The organism is Kitasatospora sp. Root107, from assembly GCF_001424875.1.
In the GTDB taxonomy this organism is placed as follows: domain Bacteria; phylum Actinomycetota; class Actinomycetes; order Streptomycetales; family Streptomycetaceae; genus Kitasatospora.
This window is the reverse complement of record NZ_LMCT01000001.1, coordinates 482,366-504,217: the sequence shown is the minus strand read 5'-3', so window position 1 is coordinate 504,217 and position 21,852 is coordinate 482,366. Positions and strand designations below refer to the sequence as shown.

The following is a 21,852-nucleotide window of genomic DNA, read 5'->3' as shown; positions in this document are numbered from 1 at the left end:
GCCGCTCAGCCGGCCAGCCGGTGCACGCCGGACGGGGTGACCACGGCGTGCACCGGCAGGTCGTGCGGCTCGGCCGGGACGGTGTCCAGCAGCTCGGTGTCGTACAGCAGGGTGGCCAGCACCGGGTCGGCCTGACGGCGGGTCAGCCGGGCCAGCACCCGGTCGTAGGAGCCGCCGCCGCGGCCCAGCCGGATGCCGCGGCGGTCCACCGCGAGGCCGGGCAGCAGGACCAGCTCGGCCGCGCAGACCGCGTCCGGGCCGAGCCGTGGACCGGTCGGCTCCAGCAGGCCGCGACCGGCCGGGGCGAGTGACTCCGGGCCCTGGTACTCGGCCCAGTCCAGGTCGTTGTCGGGCAGCAGGACGGGCAGCAGCACCCGGACCCCGTCCGCCCGCAGCGCGTCCAGCAGCGGCCGGGTGCCGGGCTCGCCACCGACCGAGACGTACGCCGCGACGGTCTGGCCCGCCCGCGCGAGCGACCCGGCGTGCGCGGCCAGCCGTGCGGCGGCGTGCTCCCGCCGTTCGGGGGACAGTTCACGCCGTTCTGCGAGCAGGCGTGACCTCAGACCGGCTTTGTCGTTGTGCACTGGATACTCCTTGGTCCCGCTCCGGCCGGGTGGCCCGCCCGCACTCCCTCTCGGCGAGCGGCGGCTTCCCGGTGCACAGAGCCTGACATGCGGAAGGCACCGGATGTCCACCCCGTTCCTGGTCCAGGCGCTGGCCGTGCTCAGCGCCCCGGCGCTGGGCGCCGTCGCCCTGACGGGCCTTCGGCTGCGCCGACGGGCCGCCGACGCCGAGAGTCGGGAGGCCGCGCTCCGGCTCCTGGTCGACGAGCTGACCGCCGAGCGGGACGTGCTCCAGCGCACCGCGTCCTGCGACCCGCTCACCGGGGTGTGGAACTACCGGCACCTCCAGCTCACCCTGGACCGTGAGGTGGAGCGCGCCCGCCGAGTCGACCCGGGTGCCGTGCCACGGCCGTTGGCCCTGCTGATGGTGGAGATCGCGGGCTTCGAGGCGGTGGTCGCCGAGCACGGCCGGGCCCGGGGCAACGCGATACTGCGCGACCTCGCGCAGCGGCTGAGCGTGGAGATCCGCCGCTCGGACACCCTCGGTCGGTACGGCGGCGAGGAGTTCCTGGTGGTGCTGCCGGACACCGGCCTGGACGGCGCGGTGCAGGTGGCCGAGCGGCTCTGCTGGACGGTCCGCAGGCACCAGTTGCTCGACTGGTCCCCGGCCGGTGCGGAGCCGGGCCGGGTGTCGGGGCGGAACGGTCTGACCGCGGCGGTCGGGATCGCGGTGCTCCCGGAGGACGGGGCGCACGCCGCGCTGCTGCTGCGCGCCGCCGACCGCGCGCTCGGGGTGGCGCGCGCCGGGGGCGGCGACTGCTGGCGCGGGGCGGCCGAGCTGGCCGGGCTGGGCGGGGTGGCGGAGGCTGCCGAGCTGATCGGGGTGGACGGCGTGGCGGAGGCGGCCGAAATCACCGGTAATCTGTCGCCCGGTACGGAGAAGGCCTCCCTCACCTCCGCCGGCACCGCCCACTCGACGGCCGCTGTGGCTGCTGGACACGACACGGGCCCCTGACCAGCCGTTGGTTCATCGCTGGTTAACCCTGCTCTCAGCCCGGTGGAACCCCGCCTTAGTAAGGTCTGACGCATGACGACGACGAACACCCGCCTCCCTGTCACCAAGGCCGTGGTGCCTGCCGCCGGGCTGGGGACCCGGTTCCTCCCCGCGACCAAGGCCACCCCGAAGGAGATGCTGCCGGTCGTCGACAAGCCCGCGATCCAGTACGTCGTCGAGGAGGCCGCCGCAGCCGGCCTCTCCGACATACTGATGGTCACGGGCCGCAACAAGCGCGCTCTCGAGGACCACTTCGACCGGGCCTACGAGCTCGAGGAGCTGCTCGCTCGTAAGGGTGACAAGGACAAGCTCCGCCGGGTCCAGGAGTCGGTGCAGCTGGCCAACATGCACTACGTCCGTCAGGGCGACCCGAAGGGCCTCGGCCACGCGGTCTCGGTTGCCGAGCAGCACGTGGCGGGCCAGCCGTTCGCGGTCCTGCTCGGTGACGACCTGATCGACCCGCGCGACCCGCTGCTGTCCCGGATGATCGAGGTCCAGCAGGAGCTCGGCGGCTCGGTGGTGGCGCTGATGGAGGTCGAGCCGGAGCAGATCCACCTGTACGGCTGCGCCGCGGTCAAGCCCAACGGCTTCGGCGAGGACGTCTTCCGGATCACGGACCTGGTGGAGAAGCCCGACACGGCCGACGCCCCGTCGAACTACGCGGTGATCGGCCGCTACGTCCTCGACCCGGCCGTCTTCGACGTGCTGCGCGAGACCGAGCCCGGCCGGGGCGGCGAGATCCAGCTGACCGACGCGCTGCGCGAGTTGGCGACCCGCGACGAGACCGGCGGCGGCCCGGTGCACGGGGTGCTCTTCAAGGGCCGCCGGTACGACACCGGCGACCGCGCGGACTACCTTCGCGCTATCGTCCGTCTGGCGTGCGAACGTGATGACCTCGGCCCGGAGTTCCGGTCCTGGCTCAAGGAGTTCGTCGCCACGGAGATGCAGGGCTGACCAGAAGGCGAGTGTGAGCGATGACCGGGACGACTTCGGATTCCTGCTGCGAAGAGACCCCGGCGCCGCCGCGCATGTGGAGCGTGGACGAGCATCTGGCGGACGTACTGTCAGATGTCGTCCCGCTCCCGCCGATCGAGCTCCAGCTGCTCGACGCCCAGGGCTGCCGGCTGGCCGAGGACGTCTCCTCGGAGGTCGACCTGCCGCCCTTCGACAACAGCTCGATGGACGGCTACGCGGTCCGCACCACCGACACCGCAGGGGCCACCGAGCAGTACCCCTCGGTGCTCACCGTGGTCGGCGAGATTGCGGCCGGTGCGGGTGAACTCCCCAAGGTCGGCCCCGGCCAGACCGCCCGGATCATGACCGGCGCGCCCGTGCCGCCCGGCGCGGAGGCGGTCGCCCCGGTCGAGTGGACCGACGGCGGCAGCGGCACCGGCCGGGCCGCCGACGCGATGACCGCCGCGCCCGCGGACCGTTCGGACGAGGTCCGGGTGCTCCGCCCGGTCACCGAGGGCGCGCACATCCGCCGCCGGGGCAGCGACCTGTCGGCAGGGGAGCGGGTGCTGGAGGCGGGCGCCCTGCTCGGCCCCACCCAGCTCGGCCTGCTGGCCGCGATCGGCCGCGGCACCGTCCGGGTCCGCCCCCGCCCGCGCGTGGTGGTGCTCTCCACCGGCAGCGAACTCGTCCAGCCCGGTGACCCGGTGGGCCCCGGCCAGATCTCCGACTCCAACAGCTTCACGCTGACCGCCGCCGCCCAGGACGCCGGGGCGATCGCGTACCGGGTCGGCGGCGTTCCTGACGACGCGTCCGTTCTCCGGGCCGTCCTGGAGGACCAGCTCGGCCGGGCCGACCTGATCGTCACCAGCGGCGGGGTGAGCGTCGGCGCGTACGACGTGGTCAAGGAGGTCTTCGCCGAGTACGGCGAGATGGACTTCCGGCGGCTGCGGATGCAGCCCGGCAAGCCGCAGGGCTTCGGCCGGATCCAGGGCACCCCGCTGCTCGCCCTGCCGGGCAACCCGGTCAGCTCGTACATCTCCTTCGAGCTGTTCGTCCGCCCGGTGATCCGCACCATGATGGGCGCGCCCGACATCCACCGGCCGGTGGTCCGCGCGGTCTGCACCGCCGACCTGCGCTCCCCGGCCGGTCGGCGGCAGTTCCTGCGCGGCTGGTACTCGCCCGAGGACGGCGAGGTGGCGCCGGTCGGCGGCGAGGGTTCGCACCTGGTCGGCGCGCTGGCCCGGGCCAACTGTCTGATCGCCGTGCCCGAGGACGAGACCTCGGTGGCGGCGGGACGCACCGTTGATGTGGTCCTTCTCACGGGCTGACCGGGGCGGGGTTGTACGGTAGCGCGGTACTTGACCCGTGCCACCGTGGAGTCCCCTTGTCCGAAACACCGCGCCTCACCCACGTCGACGAGACCGGCGCCGCCCGGATGGTCGACGTCTCCGAGAAGGCCACCACCGTCCGGACGGCCGTCGCCGCCGGACGGGTCCGGGTGGCCGCCCGGGTGATCGAGCTGCTGCGTGGCGAGGGCGTCCCCAAGGGCGACGCCCTCGCGGTGGCCCGGATCGCCGGGATCATGGGTGCCAAGAAGACCCCTGAGCTGATCCCGCTCTGCCACCCGATCGCGATCTCCGGCGTCACCGTCGAGCTCACCGTGGCCGACGACGCCGTCGAGATCACCGCCACCGTGCGGACCGCCGACCGGACCGGCGTCGAGATGGAGGCCCTGACCGCCGTCGCGGTGGCCGGGCTGACCGTGATCGACATGGTCAAGGCGGTCGACAAGGGCGCCACCATCGAGCACGTCCGGGTGCTCAGCAAGACCGGCGGCAAGAGCGGCGACTGGACGGCCTCCGGCTCGGCGGTGTCGGAGTGAGGGCGCTCGCCGTCACCGTCTCCAACCGGGCCTCGGCCGGGGTGTACGAGGACAGGGGCGGCCCGCTGGTCGCCGAGGGCCTGCGGGCGATGGGCTTCGCCGTGGACGGGCCGCAGGTGGTCCCGGACGGCGAGCCGGTGGAGGCCGCACTGCGGGCCGCCGTGGCCGCCGGGTACGACGCGGTGGTGACCACCGGCGGTACCGGCATCTCGCCGATGGACCTCACCCCGGAGATGACCGCCCGGGTGATCGACCGTCAGATCCCCGGCATCGCCGAGGCGATCCGGGCCTACGGCCGGGAGAAGGTGCCCACCTCGGCACTGTCCAGGGGCCTGGCCGGCCTGGCCGGACGCACCCTGATCGTCAACCTGCCGGGCTCCACCGGAGGCGTGAAGGACGGCCTGGCCGTGCTGGCACCGCTGCTCCCGCACGCCGTGGACCAGCTCGGTGGTGGCGACCACCCCCGTCCTGTTGCCACCGGCTCCGGCTCCGATGAGGGGAGCGCGCCCTGAACGCCTCCTGGCAGGTCGAACTCCTGGAGGGGGACGTCGCGCTGCGTCCGATCCGGGTCCGCGACCAGCGGTCCTGGCAGGAGGTCAGCCAGCGCAACCGGGACTGGCTGCGCCGCTGGGAGGCCACCGTCCCGCCCGCCGGTCCCGGCCGGGCCGGGGTGCCCCGGCCGACCTTCCGGCAGATGGCCCGCTACCTGCGGCACGAGGCGGCGGCGGGCCGGATGGTGCCCTTCGTGGTGCTGCACCGCGGCCGACTGGTCGGGCAGCTGACGGTCGGTGGGATGACCTGGGGCTCGATGTGTTCGGCCAACATCGGCTACTGGGTGGACGAGTCGGTGGCCGGTCGCGGCATCATGCCGACCGCCGTCGCGCTGGCCGTCGACCACTGCTTCGGCACTCTCGGCCTGCACCGGATCGAGGTCTGCATTCGGCCGGAGAACTGGCCGAGCCGCCGGGTGGCCGAAAAGCTCGGCTTCCGCGAGGAGGGAATGCGGCCACGCTATCTGCACATCGACGGCGACTGGCGGGACCACCTGGTGTACGCGCTGACCACCGAGGAGGTGCCGGAGGGCATGCTGAACCGCTGGCGGTCGATCAGAAGCCAGGACCGGCGCGATAATTGAATAAGTGTTCGAAATAGATATCGATATGGCATCGTCGCCCGGCCGAGTGGTCACAAATACCGGCAAAATAGTCGGAGAATCAGCTTGATCACACGACACGCCGCGCCAAATTGCTGCCGGGCCTTCCCCCGCGCCCGTACCGTGTGAAACATGCGCAGTAGCGGCCTTATCTACGCGGTCATCGTAGGGGCCTGGGCTGCCTATCTGGTGCCGATGTGGCTCCGCAGGCAGGACGAGCTCAACGAGGCGCGTCCGACGGAACGCTTCAGTACCGCGATCCGCCTGCTGGCCGGACGGTCGGCCATGGAGCGGCGGGCGACCCGGGTACTTGGCGACGACGAGACCAGTCCTGAATCGGACCCCGCCCCGGTGGCGGACGCCGATCCCCGAGCCGTGGCTCCGGCCACCTCGCCCTCCGAGCCGGCTGCTCCGGCTGCGGCTTCCGAGGCGGCTGCTTCGGCTTTGGCCGCGGCTTCGCGTGGCTCGGTCGAGCGCCGGGCCCGGCTGCTGGCCCGGCGGCGCCGGATGGTCACCACGCTCTTCCTGGCCTTCGCCGCCGGTGCGGTGGTCGCGGCCGTGTTCGGCGTCGCCTTCCTCTGGGTACCCGCCGTGCCCGGCCTGCTGCTCACCCTCTACATCGGCCACCTGCGCCGACTGGAGCGGCAGCGGTACGAGGTCAAGATCGACCGCACCCGGGCCGCCCGGGACGCCGAGAGGCTGCGCGACCGCGAACGCACCCGGGCCGCCGCAGCCCGCCCGGCCGACCGACCCCGGCAGGCCGAGCGGTCCCGTCCGACGGAGCGTCAGCAGCCCGCCCGGACGCCTGCCGCCGCCCCGGCCCCGGCCTCGGCCCCGGCACCCGCCCCCGCCGACGGGCGGCCGCATCTGCGGCTGGCCACCACCGACTCCGCCCTGGTCGAGGCGACCGACCACGAGGAGTGGGTCGACGGCATGCGCGAACGCGCCGCCGCCGGCCCCGACTCCTGGGAGCCCGTCCCGGTTCCCCTCCCCACCTACGTCACCGCCCCGGTGGCCCCCCGCTCCACCCGCGGCCTCGACCCCCGGTCCACCTGGGACGCCGGCCGCACCACCGAGGCACGCAACACCCCGCTCTTCGACCAGTACGCCGAACCCACCCCCGGCACCGACGCGGACTGCCCCTCCCGACCCCGCGCCGCCAACGAGTAGCCAGGTGAGGGCTGGTCACGAGCTCCCGCGAAGAGGTGCTAGAGTTTCTTCTCGTTGGGGCTGTGGCGCAGTCCGGTAGCGCACCTCGTTCGCATCGAGGGGGTCAGGGGTTCGAATCCCCTCAGCTCCACCAACCCGACCACTCACGAGTCTGACTCGTGAGTGGTCACGAAATCCCGTCCGATCCTTGTGATCGGGCGGGATTTCTGCTTTCCAAGGGCTTGTGCGAGGTGCTGTGCGATCTCGGCGGGCCTTCGCGAGTGTGCTCCAGGGTTCTGCGGCGGTGGTTCGGGGGTGGTCCGGGGTTGGGCTCTTCGGGGTGCGAGCGAACCGTTCGTCAGTCGACGGGCGGGGGAAGCCCGTTGGCAGTGAGCGACATCGCGGTGAGGCCCTCGTTGTGCGCCCGAATCGGTCTGTGGACGTCGCGCCACTCCGGCGTTCGATCAGCCCGGAGGCCACACCTGCCCCGAACCGACAGCATTGATCACGCTCCAGACGGGGCCTGGTGGAGTCAAGTCCGTCACTGGGCGGCGAGCGGTTGCCAAGGGCTTCTCGCTGCAACCGCTGACTCATATACCCACGTACGAAAGCGTGACTTGCCCGGATTTGCGAGGTTCAAGGCTGACAAGTCCGTGCCATGGCAAGGACTTGCCTTCATCAGGCATTCACGTCGGCGTTACTGGCCGATAGACCCATCGCATGTTCTCCCCTTCACTATCTTCCGCCTTCCGCCGCAGGCGCTGGCAGCTGATCTCGGCCGCCACCGTGGTGCCGCTGCTGGCGTCGGGACTCGCAGTTCCGCAAACGCCCGCACAAGCCGCTCCGAGCAAGCCCACCGCTCCCGCCAAGCCCTCGGCGACCCACAAGGTCACCCTGGTCACCGGCGACGTCGTCACGGTCACCACGATGGCCGACGGCAAGCAGAGCGCCGACGTCGACCGGCCGGACAGCGCCGTCGGCGGCGTAAAGATCCAGGAGGTCAAGGGTGACCTGTTCGTCATCCCGGACGAGGTGGTGCCGCTGCTGGGCACGGACAAGCTGGACCGGCGGCTGTTCAACGTCACCGACCTGATCGAGATGGGCTACGACGACGCGAAGTCGGCCGAGGTGCCGCTGATCGCGACGTACGCCCAGCCGCAGTCCCGCTCGGCTGCCCCGCCGACGGCCCTCCCTGGCAGCAAACTGACCCGCGACCTCAAGAGCATCCGCGGTGCCGCGCTCAGCACCGAGAAGCGGCAGGCCCGCACCTTCTGGACCAACGTCGCGCCGCAGGGCAGCGCGACGTTGGGCGCGGGGGTCGCGAAGCTGTGGCTCGACGGTCGGGTGAAGGCCGACCTGAAGGAGAGTGTGCCGCTGATCGGCGCGCCCGAGGCCTGGGCGGCCGGGTACACCGGCAAGGGCGTCAAGGTCGCGCTGCTCGACACCGGCATCGACGTCAATCACCCGGATTTCGCCGGGCTGATAGACGGCACGGTCAGCTTCGTGCCGGGTGAGGCCGTCACCGACGTCAACGGGCACGGCACACATGTGGCCAGCACGATCGTCGGCTCGGGCGCCGCATCCGGAGGCGACAACAAGGGCGTCGCCCCCGGCGCCGACCTGTTCGTCGGCAAGGTGCTCGGCGGCGCGGAGGGCTACGGCCAGGACTCCTGGGTCATGGCCGGCATGCAGTGGGCCGCCGAGTCCGGTGCGGACGTCGTCAACATGAGCCTCGGCGACTCCTACCCGACGGACGGCAGCGACCCGATGTCGCAGACGGTCGACGCGCTGTCCGCGCAGTACGGCACGCTGTTCGTCATCGCCGCCGGCAACGCCGGCCCGGAGAGCATCTCCGCCCCGGGCGCGGCCGCCTCGGCGCTGACCGTGGCCGCCACGGACAAGCAGGACCAGCTCGCGTCCTTCTCCAGCACCGGCCCGCTGGCCTACTCCGGCGGCATGAAGCCGGACATCGCGGCCCCCGGCGTGGACATCACCGCGGCCCGCTCGCAGGAGATGACCGACGGCGGCCAGGGCCTCTACCGCACCATCAGCGGCACCTCGATGGCCACCCCGCACGTGGTCGGCGCGGCGGCGATCCTGGCCCAGCAGCACCCGGACTGGACCGGCGCGCTGCTCAAGGAACACCTGATGAGCACCGCGAAGGGCCTGGACGGCGGGTACTCGCCGTACGAGGTCGGCACCGGCCGTCTCGACGTGGCCGCCGCCGTGCGCACCACGGTCCGCGGCACCGGATCGCTCTTCTTCGGCGACTACACATGGCCGCACGAGCCGGGCGACGTCGCCGTCACCAAGGACCTGACCTTCACCAACTCCGGTTCCAGCGACATCACGCTGAACCTGACCCTGACCAACGACGACGGCTCGTTCACGCTGGGAGCCACCACCGTGACCGTCCCGGCGGGCACCGCCGCCGCCGTCCCGGTGACCGGTGACCCGCGAAACGCCTCGGCAGGCCGGCACGTCGGCTACGTCATAGCCGCCGACGCAGCCACGGGGAAGCCGGTGACCCGCACCTCCGTGGCGCTGCTCAAGGAGGAGGAGCGCTACGACCTGAACATCAAGCTGGTCGGCCGGGACGGCAAGCCCGCAGCCGGGCAGGTCACGATCAACCTGGCCGGCGACTTCTGGCCGTGGTCGGTCTACGTCGACGGCTCGACCACCATGCGGATGGCACCCGGCCTGTACACCGTCGCGGCGTACCTCGACGTGGCAGGCGAGCAGGCGGACCACTCGGGTCTGGCCGTGCTGGTCGACCCGGAGACCGTGATCAAGGACGGCACCGCGGACGTGGTGCTCGACGCGAGCAAGGCACGCCTGCTGCAGACCGAGGCGCCGCAGCGCACCGAGGACCGCCAGCGCAAGGTCGACTTCAACGTCCACTACAAGGGCCTCGACCCGTTCATGGACTACCGCAGCGCGTACGTGCTGCCGCCGTCGTACGACGACATCTACGTCGCGCCGACGGAGCCGATGACGCAGGGCGAGTTCATGCTGATCACCCGCTGGCGCAAGGGCGAGCCGCCGCTCAGTCTGAGCACGCCGGGCGACCGGCGCCGCTTCGAGACGCTGGTGCAGGCGGGCAGCGCCCTGGGCACCGCCACGGACACGCTGAACGCCGTCTACGCGGGCAACGGCGCGGCGGCCGAGTACGAGAAGGCCAAGGCCAAGGGCAAGGTCGTCGTCATCGAGCGCAGCGACGAGGTCTCGCCGCAGGAGCGCACCGAGGCCGCGGTCGCGGCCGGTGCGAAAGCGCTGATCGTGGTCAACGACGCTGTCGGTGCCCTGATGGAGTACGTCGGCGAGTCGACCATCCCGGTCGCCACCGTGCACCGCGACGCGGGCAAGAGCCTCATCGCGATGGCCAAGGCCGGCAACCTCATGCTGAACGCGAAGCAGACCGAGTACACGCCCTTCGTCTACGACCTGACCCGGGACTACCCCGGCCGGGTGCCGGACCGGGCCCTGGTCTACAAGCCGACCGAGGGTGACCTCGCCCGGATCGATGCCCGCTACTACTCGGCCACCCACGGCGGGTTGGCGGAAGGTTACCGGTCCGACTTCACCCTCAGCCCGTCGTTCAACTTCCCCGAGCTCGAGTGGCACCCGGGCACCCGTACCGAATGGGTGACCCCGGGCCAGGTCTGGCGGGAGTTCCACGCGCAGGGCGTCGATGGGAACTCGCCGTGGGTGATGGTGTCGGGCGACAACACGTATGCCAAGGGCAGCGCCACCCGTCTGGACTGGTTCGCTCCGGCGATCCGGCCCGGCCAGGGCGAGTCCTTCGGCGTGTACAACTCCCGCTGGCAGAACTACATGACCTGGAACGTGCAGGCATGGGCCTCCGCCAGCGACAACATGCGGCTGGGCGGCTTCCTGCAATGGGGTGAGACGCCGACCCACCTGCAGGTCTTCCAGGGCGACACGCTGATCCACGACAACCCGAACAGCACGGACATGCAGTGGATCGAGGTGCCGGCGGGCAACCTGCCCTACCGAGCCGTCCTCGACGCGGAACGGCCCGGTGAAGTCTTCCGGTTGTCGACGCGCACGCACACCGAATGGACGTTCATGTCCGACACCGTCGACTCGGACTTCTTCGAGCGGTTCTCGGTGCTGAACCTGGACTACAAGCTGGAGTCGGACCTGCACGGCGACGTCAAGGCCAACACGACCCAGGAGATCGCGCTCAAGCCGGTGTCGATGGACTCCGGCACCGTGCCGGGCAACGTCACCACGGTGAAGCTGGACGTCTCCTACGACGACGGCGCCACCTGGCAGGAGGTCACCCTGGCCAAGGGTGCCGACGGCTACTGGACGGGTTCGTTCAGGACGGCGAAGAAGCCCGGCGGATTCATCTCGCTCCGCGCGAGCGCCGGGACGGACAGCGGCTTCAGCGTCAAGAACCAGATCATCCGGGCGTACGGCCTGCGATGAACCACACTGTCGGGCTCCGGGGAGGCGACTCCCCGGGGCCCTTCCCGTCACGCCTGCTCCCAGCAGGGACTATTCAGGGTCTGCCGCCATGGCGCATACTCTCCCCGCTGCGGCAAGCGGAAGAGAGTCGGTCGCCGATGCTGGATGTTCTGGGCCTCGAACCCGATGACGAGCGCGTCTACCGGGCGCTGCTCGGACGGCCGAACTCCACCGCGATGCCGCTGTCGGATCTGCTCGTTCTCTCACAAGCCCACGTCGACAAGGCACTGACCCGACTGGTCGGATGGGGACTGGTGACCAGGTCGGCGGAAGAGCGGTTCACCGCCGCGCCGCCGGCGATGGCGCTCGGCGCTCTCATCGGCCAGCGCCGAGACGGACTGCGCATGGCCGAGCATGCACTGGTGACCTTCGCCGAGGAACACCGGGCGGCGATGACCGGGAGCAGCATCAGCGATCTGATCGAGGTGGTCACGGGCGTCGACGCCATCCGCCATCGCTTCCTCCAGGTCCAGCAGGCAGCCCGCACGCAGGTCCGCAGCTTCATCACCGCACCGTTCGTCGCCCTGCCGCCTGACGAGAACACGGCCGAGCCCATGGCCATCGGCCGCGGCGTGCACTTCCGGGCGGTACTGGACCGGGCCGTGCTGGCGGAGCCGGGCATCATCGACGATGCGATCGATTCACTGCGCAACGGCGTGCAGTTGCGTGTCGCCGACCAGCTGCCGATGAAGCTCGTACTGGCCGACGCCGACCTCGGCCTGGTCCCGCTCGCGGTCACACCAGACGGAGAGCCCGGCGCCGTGCTGCTGCACCGCAGCGGCCTGTTGGACGCGTTGGACGCGCTGTTCGAGACGGTATGGCACACCGCCCACCCGCTGGAGCTGTCGGGCACCGGCGCAGAAGCCGAAACCACCGTCGAGCTCGGTGCGGAAGGCCCGACCGACCTCGACCGAAAGATCCTCGCGCTCCTGCTGGCCGGCCTGACCGACCCGACGGCCGCGACACAGCTCGGTCTTTCACCGCGCACGCTGCACCGACGCCTGCGCTACCTCATGGACATAGCCGGAGTTCGGACCCGGATGCAGCTTGGCGGATACGCCATCCGACACGGCTGGGTGAAGCCAGACTGAGCACAGGCTCCGGCAGGAAGCCTCGCGTGGGAAACGATCTTGATCCTCCCGGGAAGAGATCTTCAGTGACCTTCGCCGCTTCTGGTCAGACCCACTCGTGAACAGCCCACCAACCCGACTGTTCACGAGTCCGACTCGTGAATGGTCACGAAATCCCGTCCGATCCATGTGATCGGGCGGGATTTCTGCGTTGTGCAGGCCAGTTCGAGGTGCGGTGGGCATGCAGGGATCACCGCTGGAGTGGGGACCAACGGGGGTCGTGGGCTGGTGAGTGCCCGTCAGCCGGTGTCAGGACGCCACCGGCCTCGCCGTCGCCGCGATGACTCCCTCCAGGAAGTCCTGTCCCGGCTCCTCCCAGTAGGGCATCTCCGGGATCTTGCGAAGGATGTCGAACGCCTCGTCCATCATCGCGCGGTGGATCGCCGGGCCGTGGCAGGACGCGGCGGTGTCGATGTCGAGCTGCTGGACACGGTCCACGTGGCTGTTGAACTTGTCCTGGTCCAGCCACACGTGCCAGGGGCTGATCAGCCGGTTGCCCAGCAGCATGCCCTCGCGCCAGGTGTCGCGGTCCACGTCGGCGGCATCCTCCGCCGGATGAGGAAGAGCCGTGGCGAAGGTGTCGGCGGCCCAGTAGACCCCCGTCGTGGTGTCGAGCAGTCCACGCGTCACCGGGTTGTCGAAGAACGGCGGCCTGACCGCGAGGAGCGTCCGGTCCCCGGCCGTGAAGCTCTCGCCGTCCCGCACCCAGCGGGAGCGGTTGAACGGCATCCAGAACTCCTCGGTGTCGATGGCATAGCGCGCCATCGAGAACCAGGTCGTGACCAGCGTGGCATTGGGACAGGCAGCCATCACCTCCCGGACGTTGCCCGCGTGGTCGTGGTCGTCGTGGCTCAGGAAGACCCAGCGCACGTCGGCCGGGTCGACGAGGCTCCACGCGTGGTTCAGCCACTGCTGGCGGTTGGACGGTGCACCGGTGTCCACGAGCACGGGCTCGCTGCCGGTGATGACCATGGAGTTGACGTAGAACATGCCGACCGGCGGTGCCTCCAGCAGTTGCGGGATGACGTACGTCTCGGGCGCGACCTTGTACGGCTCGACCTTCGGCTCGAAGATCCCTTCAGCGGTGGTCATGGGGCGCCTCCTCGAGGATGGATGCGGCGGATCAGTACCGTCCGAGCTCGCTCGGCGGTGACGATGCTCCCTCTCCATCGTGGGCACGCCCCACAGGCGCTGACTACCGTCTGACGGCCGTAATCATCTGTTCGGGAGGCGTCACCCAACGCGTTCGCGGGCGCGACTCGCGACGTACGCGGCGGTGGGAAGCCGACGGCACGTGGGGCCGCCGGCTTCCGGGGTCAGTGGTTCGGTGAGAGGGGGTACCAGATTTGGTTGATCCCGTTCCAGCAGTCCCACTGCTGACCGAGAGCGCCGTTGCCGTAAACCCGCCCGTCGATCTCCAGACACTTGCCACTGTGAGTGTTGCGCAGGACGTATCCGGTGCCGGGGACATGCGTCCAGGACCACTGCTGGCTGGCGCCACCGGTGCAGCCCCACTGACGGGCGGGAGCGCCGTTGTCGGTGCGCCAGTCTGCGATCTCCAGGCACTTGCCGCTGTGGACGTTTACCAGCGACCCGGCAGGGCCAGCCGTCAGGCTCCACTGCTGGCTGGCCCCGTAGAAACAGTCCCACTGGCGCGCCGGGGCGCCGTTGTCGGTACGCCAGTCTGCGATCTCCAGGCAGTGTGGGCTGCCGGCGTTCCCCAGAACGACGACCTTCGGCACACCGGCCGGTACGGACTGGGTAGCGGCGCCGGCGGTAGGTACGCCAACGCCGATGGTGAGGCCGACGCCCAGCAGGGCGGCGGCTATCCGGTTCTTGAGGGCCATGATTGATACCCCGTCAGGAAGAAGTGCGAATGGACTGGGCGGATGCCCGCGGCATGATCACCGGGCAGTCCGAGGCCACACCCTAGTGGTCGTCACGCGGGCGGACGACGACGTTTAATGGCCACAGCAGGGACAAGGCCGACGAGCTTCACCAGGCCCTGGTCAGCGCTGGTTTTCGTAGTCCGCGACCTTGCCGGAGACGCTCTTGAGGAGTGGTTCGAGGCGGTCGACCAGCTTCTGGAAGTCGGCTGTCCGTCCGTCGGACCACTGGCCGAGGCCGACCACCATCGCTCGGCCCTGGCCGGTGAAGGCCTGGACCATGCCGCTGTCCGGCGGGAGGGTGGCCAGCCCTGAGCCGGGCGGCGGGGCCTGGGCGCCGACTTCGTAGGAGTCGAAGGCGATGGTCAGTTCGGTGACCAGGTGGACTGTGTCGAGCGGGTCCTTCATGGTGAAGACCGCCAGGTTGAACTGGTTGTTCTGAGCGTCCTTGTAGAGCGCCACCAGCTCGCCGACGCAGCCCTTGCTTTCGTTGATCATGGATATCAGCCGGGGGCCGACCGAGTCGGGCTCCGTGCAGTTCGTCAGTGTGGCGGCCCCGACCTTGGTGTACACCGCGCCGGAGGCGTCCTTGACCTCGGCGGGGAATGCCTCGGTGAGCGCGATCATCGGGCGGGCGGACAGCGGTACGGCGGAGCCGGAGGGCACGCTGGTCGTCCTGCTCGCGGCCGGAGTGCTCGTCAGGGCGGCCGGTGACGAGGATGCCGGAGCAGCGGCCCTGTCCTCCTGACGGTCCGACGGCCCGAGGGCCTTGAGCGCGAGGAAGGCCAGGGCGGCGGCGGCCAGAGCGGCAGCGGCGTTGCGGGGCCACACCGGCCTGGGTCGCTTCGGGGCGGGCGGCGTGAGGCTGTGGCCCTCCTTGAAGGTCGCCGCTCGGATGAAGTCCTCGTCGAGCGGCACGTTCCACGCCTCATCGCCCGGCCGGTCGGAGCCGGGCGGGGTCTTGTCACTGTTCGGCACCCGCCAACCCTAGTGATCACCGCTGCCCGGCAGGTCACGTCCTGATCACTGTTCGCCGTGCCGGTGCGGGCCTGGTGCTCTGAGCACTGACCGTCCGTCAGCGGGCGACGTTCTCGGCCAGGTACTCCTCCCAGGTCCGCTTGCCCACCGCCCGGTCGGGTGCGGTCAGGGCGCCGGAACGGAAGCCGGCCCCGATCTTCCCCGGGATGAAGACCGGCAGGACCCGACGGCGCTTCCCGGCCGCTCGCAGCCAGTCCTCGGCCAGCCGTTCGGCGGGGTACACGGTGGGCCCGGCCAGGTCCGGCACCCGCCCCCAGCCGCCGGCCGGGGGTGCCCCCTGGCCCGGTTCGCCCACGGCCAACTCGACCAGCCGGTCGGCCACATCGCCCTGGCTCACCGGCTGGCAGTCGGTGCCGGCCGGCACGATGACCACCGGCAGCTTCGACAGGACCCCGAAGGCCATGTTCAGCAGCTCGGGGAACTGGGTGGCGCGCAGATTGGTCCACCCGATCCCCGAGGCCGCCAGCAGCCGCTCGCCCTCCAGCTTGATCCGGTAGTAGGGGTACGGGATCCGGTCGATGCCGACGATCGAGATGTTGACGATGTGTTCGACCCCGGAGCGCCTGGCCGCCTCCAGCAGGTGCTCGAAGGCCGGGATGTCGTTCTTGAAGTGCCGGATGTCGGTCGCGCAGTGGATGATCGTGCCGACCCCGGCGAACGCCTCGTCCAACCCGGCACCGGTGACCAGGTCACCGGTGAACCAGGTCACCCCGGGGTCGTCCGGCAGCGCGGTCCTGCGGGTGAGGGCCCGTACGGGCAACCCGGTGCGGCGCGCCCGGTCCAGCACCTCGCGGCCGAGCACACCCGTCGCACCGGTCACCATGATCGCGTCGTTCTTCATCAGCCACAGCCCTTCTCGTGTTGCCGTCACCGAGGAAGAACCGACGACTCACGAGTTATGTGACAACCCAGGCAGCTGATTCGCCAGAAAGGCCAGTTTGTCCGGGTTCCGGACCAGCCGGATGCCGGTGACCCCGGCCTCGCCGATCTCCAGCGCACCGAACGAGGTCAGCTCGCCGTCCTCCCAACCGAGCACCACCGGACCGCCGTTCGCCTCGACGATCTCGATCCGCACCCCGTTCACCCACCGGGCGAACAGGCCCGCCAGGAAGCGGGCCACCATCTCCCGGCCGACCACCGGCCGCAGGGCCGCACCCACCTTGCCGCCGCCGTCCGACCACGCCACCACATGGTCGGCGAGCAGTGCTTCCAACTGCTGCATCGCCCCCTGCGCCGCCGCCTCCAGGAACCGGGCCAGCAGTTCGCTGCTCAACCCCTGCGAGGAGACGAACCTCGGCCGGTCGTCGGCCAGATGCTGCTTGGCCCTGCGGTACAGCTGACGGGCGTTCGCCTCCGAGCAGTCGAGCACACCCGCGATGTCCCGATGGCTGTAGTCGAAGGCGTCGCGAAGCACCACGGTCGCCCGCTCGGGCGGCGTCAACCGCTCCATCATCACCAGCACCGCCAGCGACACCGCGTCCCGCTGCTCCGCCGTCTCCATCGGCCCGAGCGCCCCGCCGTCGGTCCGCACCGGCTCCGGCAGCCACGGCCCGACGTACTCCTCGCGCTGGGCCCGCGCCGAGGTCAGCCGGTTCAGACACAGATTGGTGAGCACCTTGGCCAACCACGGCGCAGGCGCCACGACCTGGCCCGGCTCGGTCCCGTGCCACCGCAGGTAGGCGTCCTGGACGGCGTCCTCCGCCTCGGTCGCCGACCCGAGCATCCGGTACGCCAGCGAGAACAGCCGAGGCCGGTGTGCCTCGAACTCCCGTGCCTTGTCCATGGGGCCACACGCTAGACGAGTCGTGACGATCTCGAACCCGGCCGGTGGGATGGTATGGATGGGGGATGCGCTTCGATGCCGTCCCGATGCCGTCCTCCGTCGCGGCCAGGCCCCAGGACAGTCGCGGGTACCCGGTGCCCGCCATCACGCCGTGGGAGGGGGAGGAACCGCAGTTCGCGCTGACCGACCACGGGTTCAGTGCGGCGTGCGCGCGGGAGCGGCTCTGCTCGGTGTGTGGCCGGGTGATGCCGGCCGGCACGGTCTGGCGGGTGGTCGGGGCGACCGAGAGTGCGGCGATCGGCGAGGCGCTGGCGGCCGGCCGCCCCTATCGCAACCTGGCCCCGACCCTGGAAGGGCCGGGGCACCGTGCGTGCATGTTGTACGCCTCGATGGTCTGCCCGTACCTGGCCCGGCCGAACGCCCGGCGCGGGCTGTCGGCCCAGCAGCCCGACGAACTGACGGGGCATCTGGTCCGCGGGACGGTCCGGGGCGGTACGGGTGCGGTCGTGGGTTTCGCCGACTACGAGTACGCGATCACCCCGAGCCAGGTGCTGTTCCGTTTCCTCGCGCCGGTCGAGTTCCTGCCGCACACGCAGTCGGAGGAGCACCTGGGGCTGCTGCGGGCCGAACTCGACCGGGCGGCGGGGCCGGTTCAGCCGCGGTAGGCGGGCAGGCCGGCCACCGAGGAGACCAGCTCGGGTGCGGCGGATCCGTCGGCGGGCAGGGTGGCGACGCCGTTGGGGGTGCGCACCGCGATGGTCTTGCCGTCGCGGGACCAGGCGGGCTCGGTGTAGTCGGTGGTGGCGTTGGGGGTGAGGTCCTTGGGCGCCTGGCCCTGCCGAGCTTGGGTGCCCTGGGTGAAGATGTGGTCGTGGCCGTCGACCGAGCGGACGAAGACCACGGACTCGCCGTCGGTGGAGAGGGCCGGCTGGGAGCCCTTGGTCAGGACCTTGCCCTGCTGGCGCAGGTAGTCGTCGCGGATGTAGACGTCGCCCTCGGCGGTGTTGGCGTAGACGGTGGTGCCCTGCCGGTCCGAACCGTTGATCCAGGTGTTGCCGGCGGTGGGCAGCACGGGGGCGTCATTGTCGGAGTAGGAGCCCAGGCGCAGGTCGGTGGGGACGCTGCCGGCGGTGTCGGCGGGCACGGTCGCCAGGTGGGTGGTGCCGCTCGCGGCGATGGTGAAGAAGATGTTGTTGTTCGCCGGGAGCCCGTCGTGCGGGCCGACGACCTGCCAGGTGGGGTGGGACCAGGTCTGGCCACCGGGGTTCTTCGCGACCACGGAGCTCGCGCTGCCGTCGGGACGGCTGACGACCAGGTTGCCGCTGCCGTCCACGAACGCGGCGCGGGAACCGTCAGGGGACCAGGCGAGGTCGCGCACGACGGTGTGGAAGTCGACGGTGTCGCCGTTCACCACCACCAGGTTGGTGCCGTTGCTGATGGTCAGTCCGGTGTTCGCGGTCTTGTTCACCGGCGAGACCGACGCGGAGACGGCCGGGGCGCTCGGCGCGGCCGAAGGCGTGGTGGCCGCCGTGCTCGGAGCGGCCGAGGACGGGGCGGGCGAGGACGGGGCGGGCGCGGCGGTGGTGCCGGCCGTGTCGCAGGCGGTGAGCAGCAGGGCGCTGCCGGCGGTGAGCGCGCAGACCAGCGAGATGGCGGCGTGGCGGCGGGTGCGAACGGACATGGTGACTTCCCCCGGGAACGACAAGCGTGGATGTGAGTTCCTGCCGTGAGACGCTCATCGGTCGTTCGGCCCGTTGTCACCAGGCGACCGGCTGCTGCTCCGTGCGATGAGGGAACTGTGTCAGCCACACGTCCGCGAACTGTTGAGCGAGTGTCACCGCAGGGCAACAGCCGCCGAGTCGGTCGAACCGGCCGGCCGTCCCGCTGGAGCCAGCTGCCGGACGGAGGGCCACCGGTTCCGGGTTTTCGATGTGCATGGGGCGAAGTCCGGCTACGGTCTCTCCACGCTCCTCATTGGTTATTGACGGATTGTCGGAGGAATCGCCTTGAACTCTCGTACCCGTCGTTCCCTCGGTTCCGCGCTCGCGGTGGCCGCGCTGACCACGCCGGTGCTGTTCGCCGGTGCCGCCGGTGCGGCTGCGAACGGCCACGGACCCGAGCCGGCCAGGAAGGCCGCCCAGCTGGCGGCCAAGCTGGTCGAGCAGAGCAGCGGCAAGGACGCCTGGACCACGCTTGAGCGGCTGCAGAGCATCGCCGACCGCAACGGCGGTACCCGGGTGGCGGGTTCCGCCGGGCACGCCGAGTCGGCCGACTACGTGGCGGCCAAGGCCAGGGAGGCCGGGTTGAAGGTCTCCCGGCAGGAGTTCGACTACGTCTTCAACGAGACCCTGGCCGAACGGCTCGCGGTGGTGTCGCCGCAGGCCGAGCAGCTCGCGGTGCTCGCGATGACCTACTCGGCGAGCGGCCCCGACGGCGGGCTGGTGGCCCCGCTCGCGGTGGTGCCGGTGGATGCCACCTCCGGCTGCGAGCCGACGGATTACCAGGCCGGAGCGGTGACCGGGAGGATCGCGCTGATCCAGCGCGGCGGCTGCTCGTTCGGGGTCAAGCAGACCGTCGCGGCGGCGGCCGGGGCGGCCGGCGTGCTGATCTACAACAACGTGGACGGGCCACTGGCCGGGACGCTCGGCGACCCGGCGGTGGCCAAGGTGCCGACCGGCGGCCTGAGCCGGGCGGACGGTGAGGCGCTGGCGGCCAAGGCGGCGGCCGGTCCGGTCACGCTGAACCTGGACATCAGGACCTTTGTGGAGACCCGGAAGACCTGGAACGTGCTGGCCGAGACCCAGGGCGGGGACGAGAACAACACCGTGATGGTCGGCGCCCACCTGGACTCGGTACTGGCCGGCCCCGGCATCAACGACAACGGCTCGGGTTCGGCGGGCATCCTGGAGGTGGCCCGCAGCCTGGCGGACCGTCAGGTGAAGAACAAGGTCAGGTTCGCCTGGTGGTCGGCCGAGGAGTTCGGCCTGGTCGGCTCGAAGGCGTACGTCGCCGCGTTGCCGGCGGCCGAGCAGCAGAAGATCAAGCTGTACCTGAACTTCGACATGATCGCCTCGCCCAACTCGGTCCAGTTCGTCTACGACGGCGACAACTCCGACCAGGTCGGATCCGGCCCGGGGCCGGAGGGTTCGGCGCAGATCGAGCGGCTGCTCAACGGCTACCTGGACGGCAACCGGAAGCCGCACGAGGGCGCCGACTTCACCGGACGCTCGGACTACGGCCCGTTCATCGCGGCGGGCATTCCGGCCGGCGGCACCGCGACCGGGGCCGAGGGCATCAAGTCCGAGGCCCAGGCGGCGAAGTACGGCGGCACGGCGGGCGTGGCCTTCGACAAGTGCTACCACCAGGCCTGCGACACGCTGGCCAACTTCGACCACCGGGCCTTCGACCTGAACATCGACGTGATCGCCAACGCGGTCGGCACCTACGCCTGGGACCTCTCCTCGCTCGCCGTCCCGGTCGCGCCGGAACAGACCACCGGCGGCTCGGCGGACGGTGGTCTGCACGAGGACCACGTGGTCGCCGAATAGCCGAAAAAACTGCTGGACCGTCAGACCTGGTGCCGGGTATCGTCCCGGTCGATGGCGCATCCGGCGCCAGGTCCGCCTCGGGCGGAGGAAGGAGGCCCTGCGATGTACACCCACATCCTCTCGGCGCTTCCTTCCCGCACGGCCCGCAAGAGCTGACTGCACGGAAGCGCCTGCCGACTGTCTTCGGAGGCAGCGTGTTCTTCCGTCCCACCTTCCGTCCCAGCGTCGAGGCCGACCTGGACCTGGTGCTCTCCTGCACCACCGACGAGCCCGTCAGCTGGGCCGACCCCGACCGCTACCGCCGCATGCTCGGCAACGGCGGCTACCGTCCCGCCCACACCTGGATCGCCCAGGACGACGACGGCCGGCTGCTCGCCCGCGCCGTCTGGTGGGCCTTCCCGGAGAGCGACCGGCCGCTGGCGCTGGACTGCGTCTGGGTGGCCCCCGAAGTTCCCGACCGGGTCGGGTTCGCGGCCCGGCTGCTCGGCGCGGCCCACGACGCCTTCCGGGCGGCCGGCTGGGCCGAACTGCCCGAGTGGCACCTCTTCCTGGACCCCGGTTGGCGGGACGACCCGGCGGTCGCCGCCGCTCTTGAGTGGCGGCTCGCGGCCGCCGAACGCAGCGGTCTGACCGGCCGGTTGGAGCGGCTGCGGTACGAGTGGACCCCCGAGCTGCCGGTGCCCGAGGCCAGTGGCCGGCTGGTCTTCCGGGCCGAACCGGACGACGAGATCTTCGTGGAGCTGTTCCGGCAGACCGCCGAGGGCAGCCTGGACGACGACACCCGGCGGAACCTGGAACGGCTCGGCGCGGACGGGCAGGCCAGGGAGACGCTGGACTCCTGCCTGCAGATGCCGGGCGAGCGGTCCTGGTGGCTGCTGGCGTACACACCCGAGGGCGAGTTGGTCGGCTTCACACTGCCGTCCGCCAACCAGGGCGGTCCGGTGGTCGGGTACCTCGGGGTGGTGCCGAAGATGCGCGGCCGGGGGTACGCGGACGAGCTGCTCGGTGAGATCACCCGGTTCCACGCGGCCCGGGGTGCGGAGCGGATCGGCGCCGACACCGACCGGGACAACCGGCCGATGGCGGCCTGCTTCGACCGGGCGGGGTACCGCAACTTCGGGGTGCGGCTGGTGCTGACGCAGTAACAGGAGGCTTCGCTCCGGGCATCAGCCATCAGGGGCTCGGGGAACTGCGACGCCGACCTCGGAACAGGTGATC

19 protein-coding genes and 1 tRNA gene are annotated in these 21,852 nt (G+C 70.9%); 13 read left to right on the top strand and 7 right to left on the bottom strand.

Going from position 1 to position 21,852, the window contains the following annotated elements:
* Positions 1 to 5: 5 nt before the first annotated feature.
* Positions 6 to 584, bottom strand: a complete 579-nt coding sequence (locus ASC99_RS02205; protein WP_057227498.1) for a 5-formyltetrahydrofolate cyclo-ligase — start codon at positions 582 to 584, stop codon at positions 6 to 8.
* Positions 585 to 687: 103 nt separating this feature from the next.
* Here ASC99_RS02205 and ASC99_RS02200 point away from each other — a divergent pair, with 103 nt between their 5' ends.
* The 10 genes from ASC99_RS02200 to ASC99_RS02155 all read left to right on the top strand — a co-directional run bounded on the left by ASC99_RS02200 (position 688) and on the right by ASC99_RS02155 (position 12,340).
* On the top strand, positions 688 to 1,578 hold the full coding sequence (locus ASC99_RS02200) for a GGDEF domain-containing protein (protein WP_057227495.1): 891 nt from the start codon (positions 688 to 690) through the stop codon (positions 1,576 to 1,578).
* Between the two features lie 72 nt (positions 1,579 to 1,650).
* Entirely contained in the window at positions 1,651 to 2,571 is a 921-nt protein-coding gene (galU, locus tag ASC99_RS02195; protein ID WP_057227494.1) for a UTP--glucose-1-phosphate uridylyltransferase GalU, read from the top strand.
* Positions 2,572 to 2,591: 20 nt separating this feature from the next.
* On the top strand, positions 2,592 to 3,899 hold the full coding sequence (gene glp, locus ASC99_RS02190) for a gephyrin-like molybdotransferase Glp (RefSeq protein ID WP_057227492.1): 1,308 nt from the start codon (positions 2,592 to 2,594) through the stop codon (positions 3,897 to 3,899).
* A gap of 107 nt (positions 3,900 to 4,006) precedes the next feature.
* The gene (moaC, locus tag ASC99_RS02185; RefSeq protein WP_235502766.1) at positions 4,007 to 4,453 is read left to right on the top strand and encodes a cyclic pyranopterin monophosphate synthase MoaC; all 447 of its coding nucleotides are present in this window, start codon (positions 4,007 to 4,009) and stop codon (positions 4,451 to 4,453) included.
* Positions 4,450 to 4,965 (top strand): molybdenum cofactor biosynthesis protein B, encoded by a 516-nt coding sequence (locus ASC99_RS02180; protein WP_057227488.1) that lies wholly within the window; start codon positions 4,450 to 4,452, stop codon positions 4,963 to 4,965. The genes moaC and ASC99_RS02180 overlap by 4 nt, the downstream gene beginning before the upstream one ends.
* Before the next feature lie 23 nt (positions 4,966 to 4,988).
* Positions 4,989 to 5,588: a GNAT family N-acetyltransferase gene (locus tag ASC99_RS02175; RefSeq protein WP_369824303.1), complete on the top strand. Its 600-nt coding sequence runs from the start codon at positions 4,989 to 4,991 to the stop codon at positions 5,586 to 5,588.
* Positions 5,589 to 5,738: 150 nt separating this feature from the next.
* The gene (locus ASC99_RS02170) at positions 5,739 to 6,776 is read left to right on the top strand and encodes a hypothetical protein (RefSeq protein ID WP_057227484.1); all 1,038 of its coding nucleotides are present in this window, start codon (positions 5,739 to 5,741) and stop codon (positions 6,774 to 6,776) included.
* A gap of 56 nt (positions 6,777 to 6,832) precedes the next feature.
* Positions 6,833 to 6,909 (top strand) — tRNA-Ala (locus tag ASC99_RS02165).
* Between the two features lie 566 nt (positions 6,910 to 7,475).
* Positions 7,476 to 11,210, top strand: a complete 3,735-nt coding sequence (locus ASC99_RS02160; protein ID WP_057227482.1) for a S8 family serine peptidase — start codon at positions 7,476 to 7,478, stop codon at positions 11,208 to 11,210.
* A 137-nt stretch (positions 11,211 to 11,347) separates the two neighbouring features.
* Positions 11,348 to 12,340 (top strand): helix-turn-helix domain-containing protein, encoded by a 993-nt coding sequence (locus ASC99_RS02155; RefSeq protein WP_057227480.1) that lies wholly within the window; start codon positions 11,348 to 11,350, stop codon positions 12,338 to 12,340.
* Positions 12,341 to 12,628: 288 nt separating this feature from the next.
* Here the strand turns inward: ASC99_RS02155 and ASC99_RS02150 are convergent, their stop codons facing one another.
* The 5 genes from ASC99_RS02150 to ASC99_RS02130 form a co-directional block, all read right to left on the bottom strand.
* Positions 12,629 to 13,471, bottom strand: a complete 843-nt coding sequence (locus tag ASC99_RS02150; protein WP_057227478.1) for an MBL fold metallo-hydrolase — start codon at positions 13,469 to 13,471, stop codon at positions 12,629 to 12,631.
* A gap of 224 nt (positions 13,472 to 13,695) precedes the next feature.
* Entirely contained in the window at positions 13,696 to 14,226 is a 531-nt protein-coding gene (locus ASC99_RS02145; protein WP_057227476.1) for an RICIN domain-containing protein, read from the bottom strand.
* 162 nt (positions 14,227 to 14,388) lie between these two features.
* Positions 14,389 to 15,243, bottom strand: a complete 855-nt coding sequence (locus tag ASC99_RS02140; RefSeq protein WP_057227474.1) for a hypothetical protein — start codon at positions 15,241 to 15,243, stop codon at positions 14,389 to 14,391.
* Between the two features lie 97 nt (positions 15,244 to 15,340).
* The gene (locus tag ASC99_RS02135) at positions 15,341 to 16,144 is read right to left on the bottom strand and encodes an SDR family oxidoreductase (protein WP_057227472.1); all 804 of its coding nucleotides are present in this window, start codon (positions 16,142 to 16,144) and stop codon (positions 15,341 to 15,343) included.
* A gap of 48 nt (positions 16,145 to 16,192) precedes the next feature.
* Positions 16,193 to 17,086 carry an RNA polymerase sigma-70 factor gene (locus tag ASC99_RS02130; RefSeq protein WP_057227470.1) on the bottom strand — a complete coding sequence of 298 codons (894 nt, stop codon included), beginning with the start codon at positions 17,084 to 17,086 and terminating at the stop codon, positions 16,193 to 16,195.
* Between the two features lie 65 nt (positions 17,087 to 17,151).
* Between ASC99_RS02130 and ASC99_RS02125 the strand changes: the two genes are divergently transcribed.
* Complete coding sequence (locus ASC99_RS02125) at positions 17,152 to 17,751, top strand: hypothetical protein (RefSeq protein WP_057227468.1); 600 nt, start codon at positions 17,152 to 17,154, stop codon at positions 17,749 to 17,751.
* Here ASC99_RS02125 and ASC99_RS02120 read toward each other — a convergent pair.
* Complete coding sequence (locus ASC99_RS02120) at positions 17,739 to 18,767, bottom strand: LpqB family beta-propeller domain-containing protein (protein WP_057227465.1); 1,029 nt, start codon at positions 18,765 to 18,767, stop codon at positions 17,739 to 17,741. The genes ASC99_RS02125 and ASC99_RS02120 overlap by 13 nt on opposite strands.
* Before the next feature lie 325 nt (positions 18,768 to 19,092).
* Between ASC99_RS02120 and ASC99_RS02115 the strand changes: the two genes are divergently transcribed.
* Positions 19,093 to 20,634, top strand: coding sequence for a M28 family metallopeptidase (locus ASC99_RS02115; RefSeq protein ID WP_057227463.1), 1,542 nt, complete (start codon positions 19,093 to 19,095; stop codon positions 20,632 to 20,634).
* A gap of 194 nt (positions 20,635 to 20,828) precedes the next feature.
* The gene (locus ASC99_RS02110) at positions 20,829 to 21,779 is read left to right on the top strand and encodes a GNAT family N-acetyltransferase (RefSeq protein ID WP_057227461.1); all 951 of its coding nucleotides are present in this window, start codon (positions 20,829 to 20,831) and stop codon (positions 21,777 to 21,779) included.
* Positions 21,780 to 21,852 lie beyond the last annotated feature (73 nt).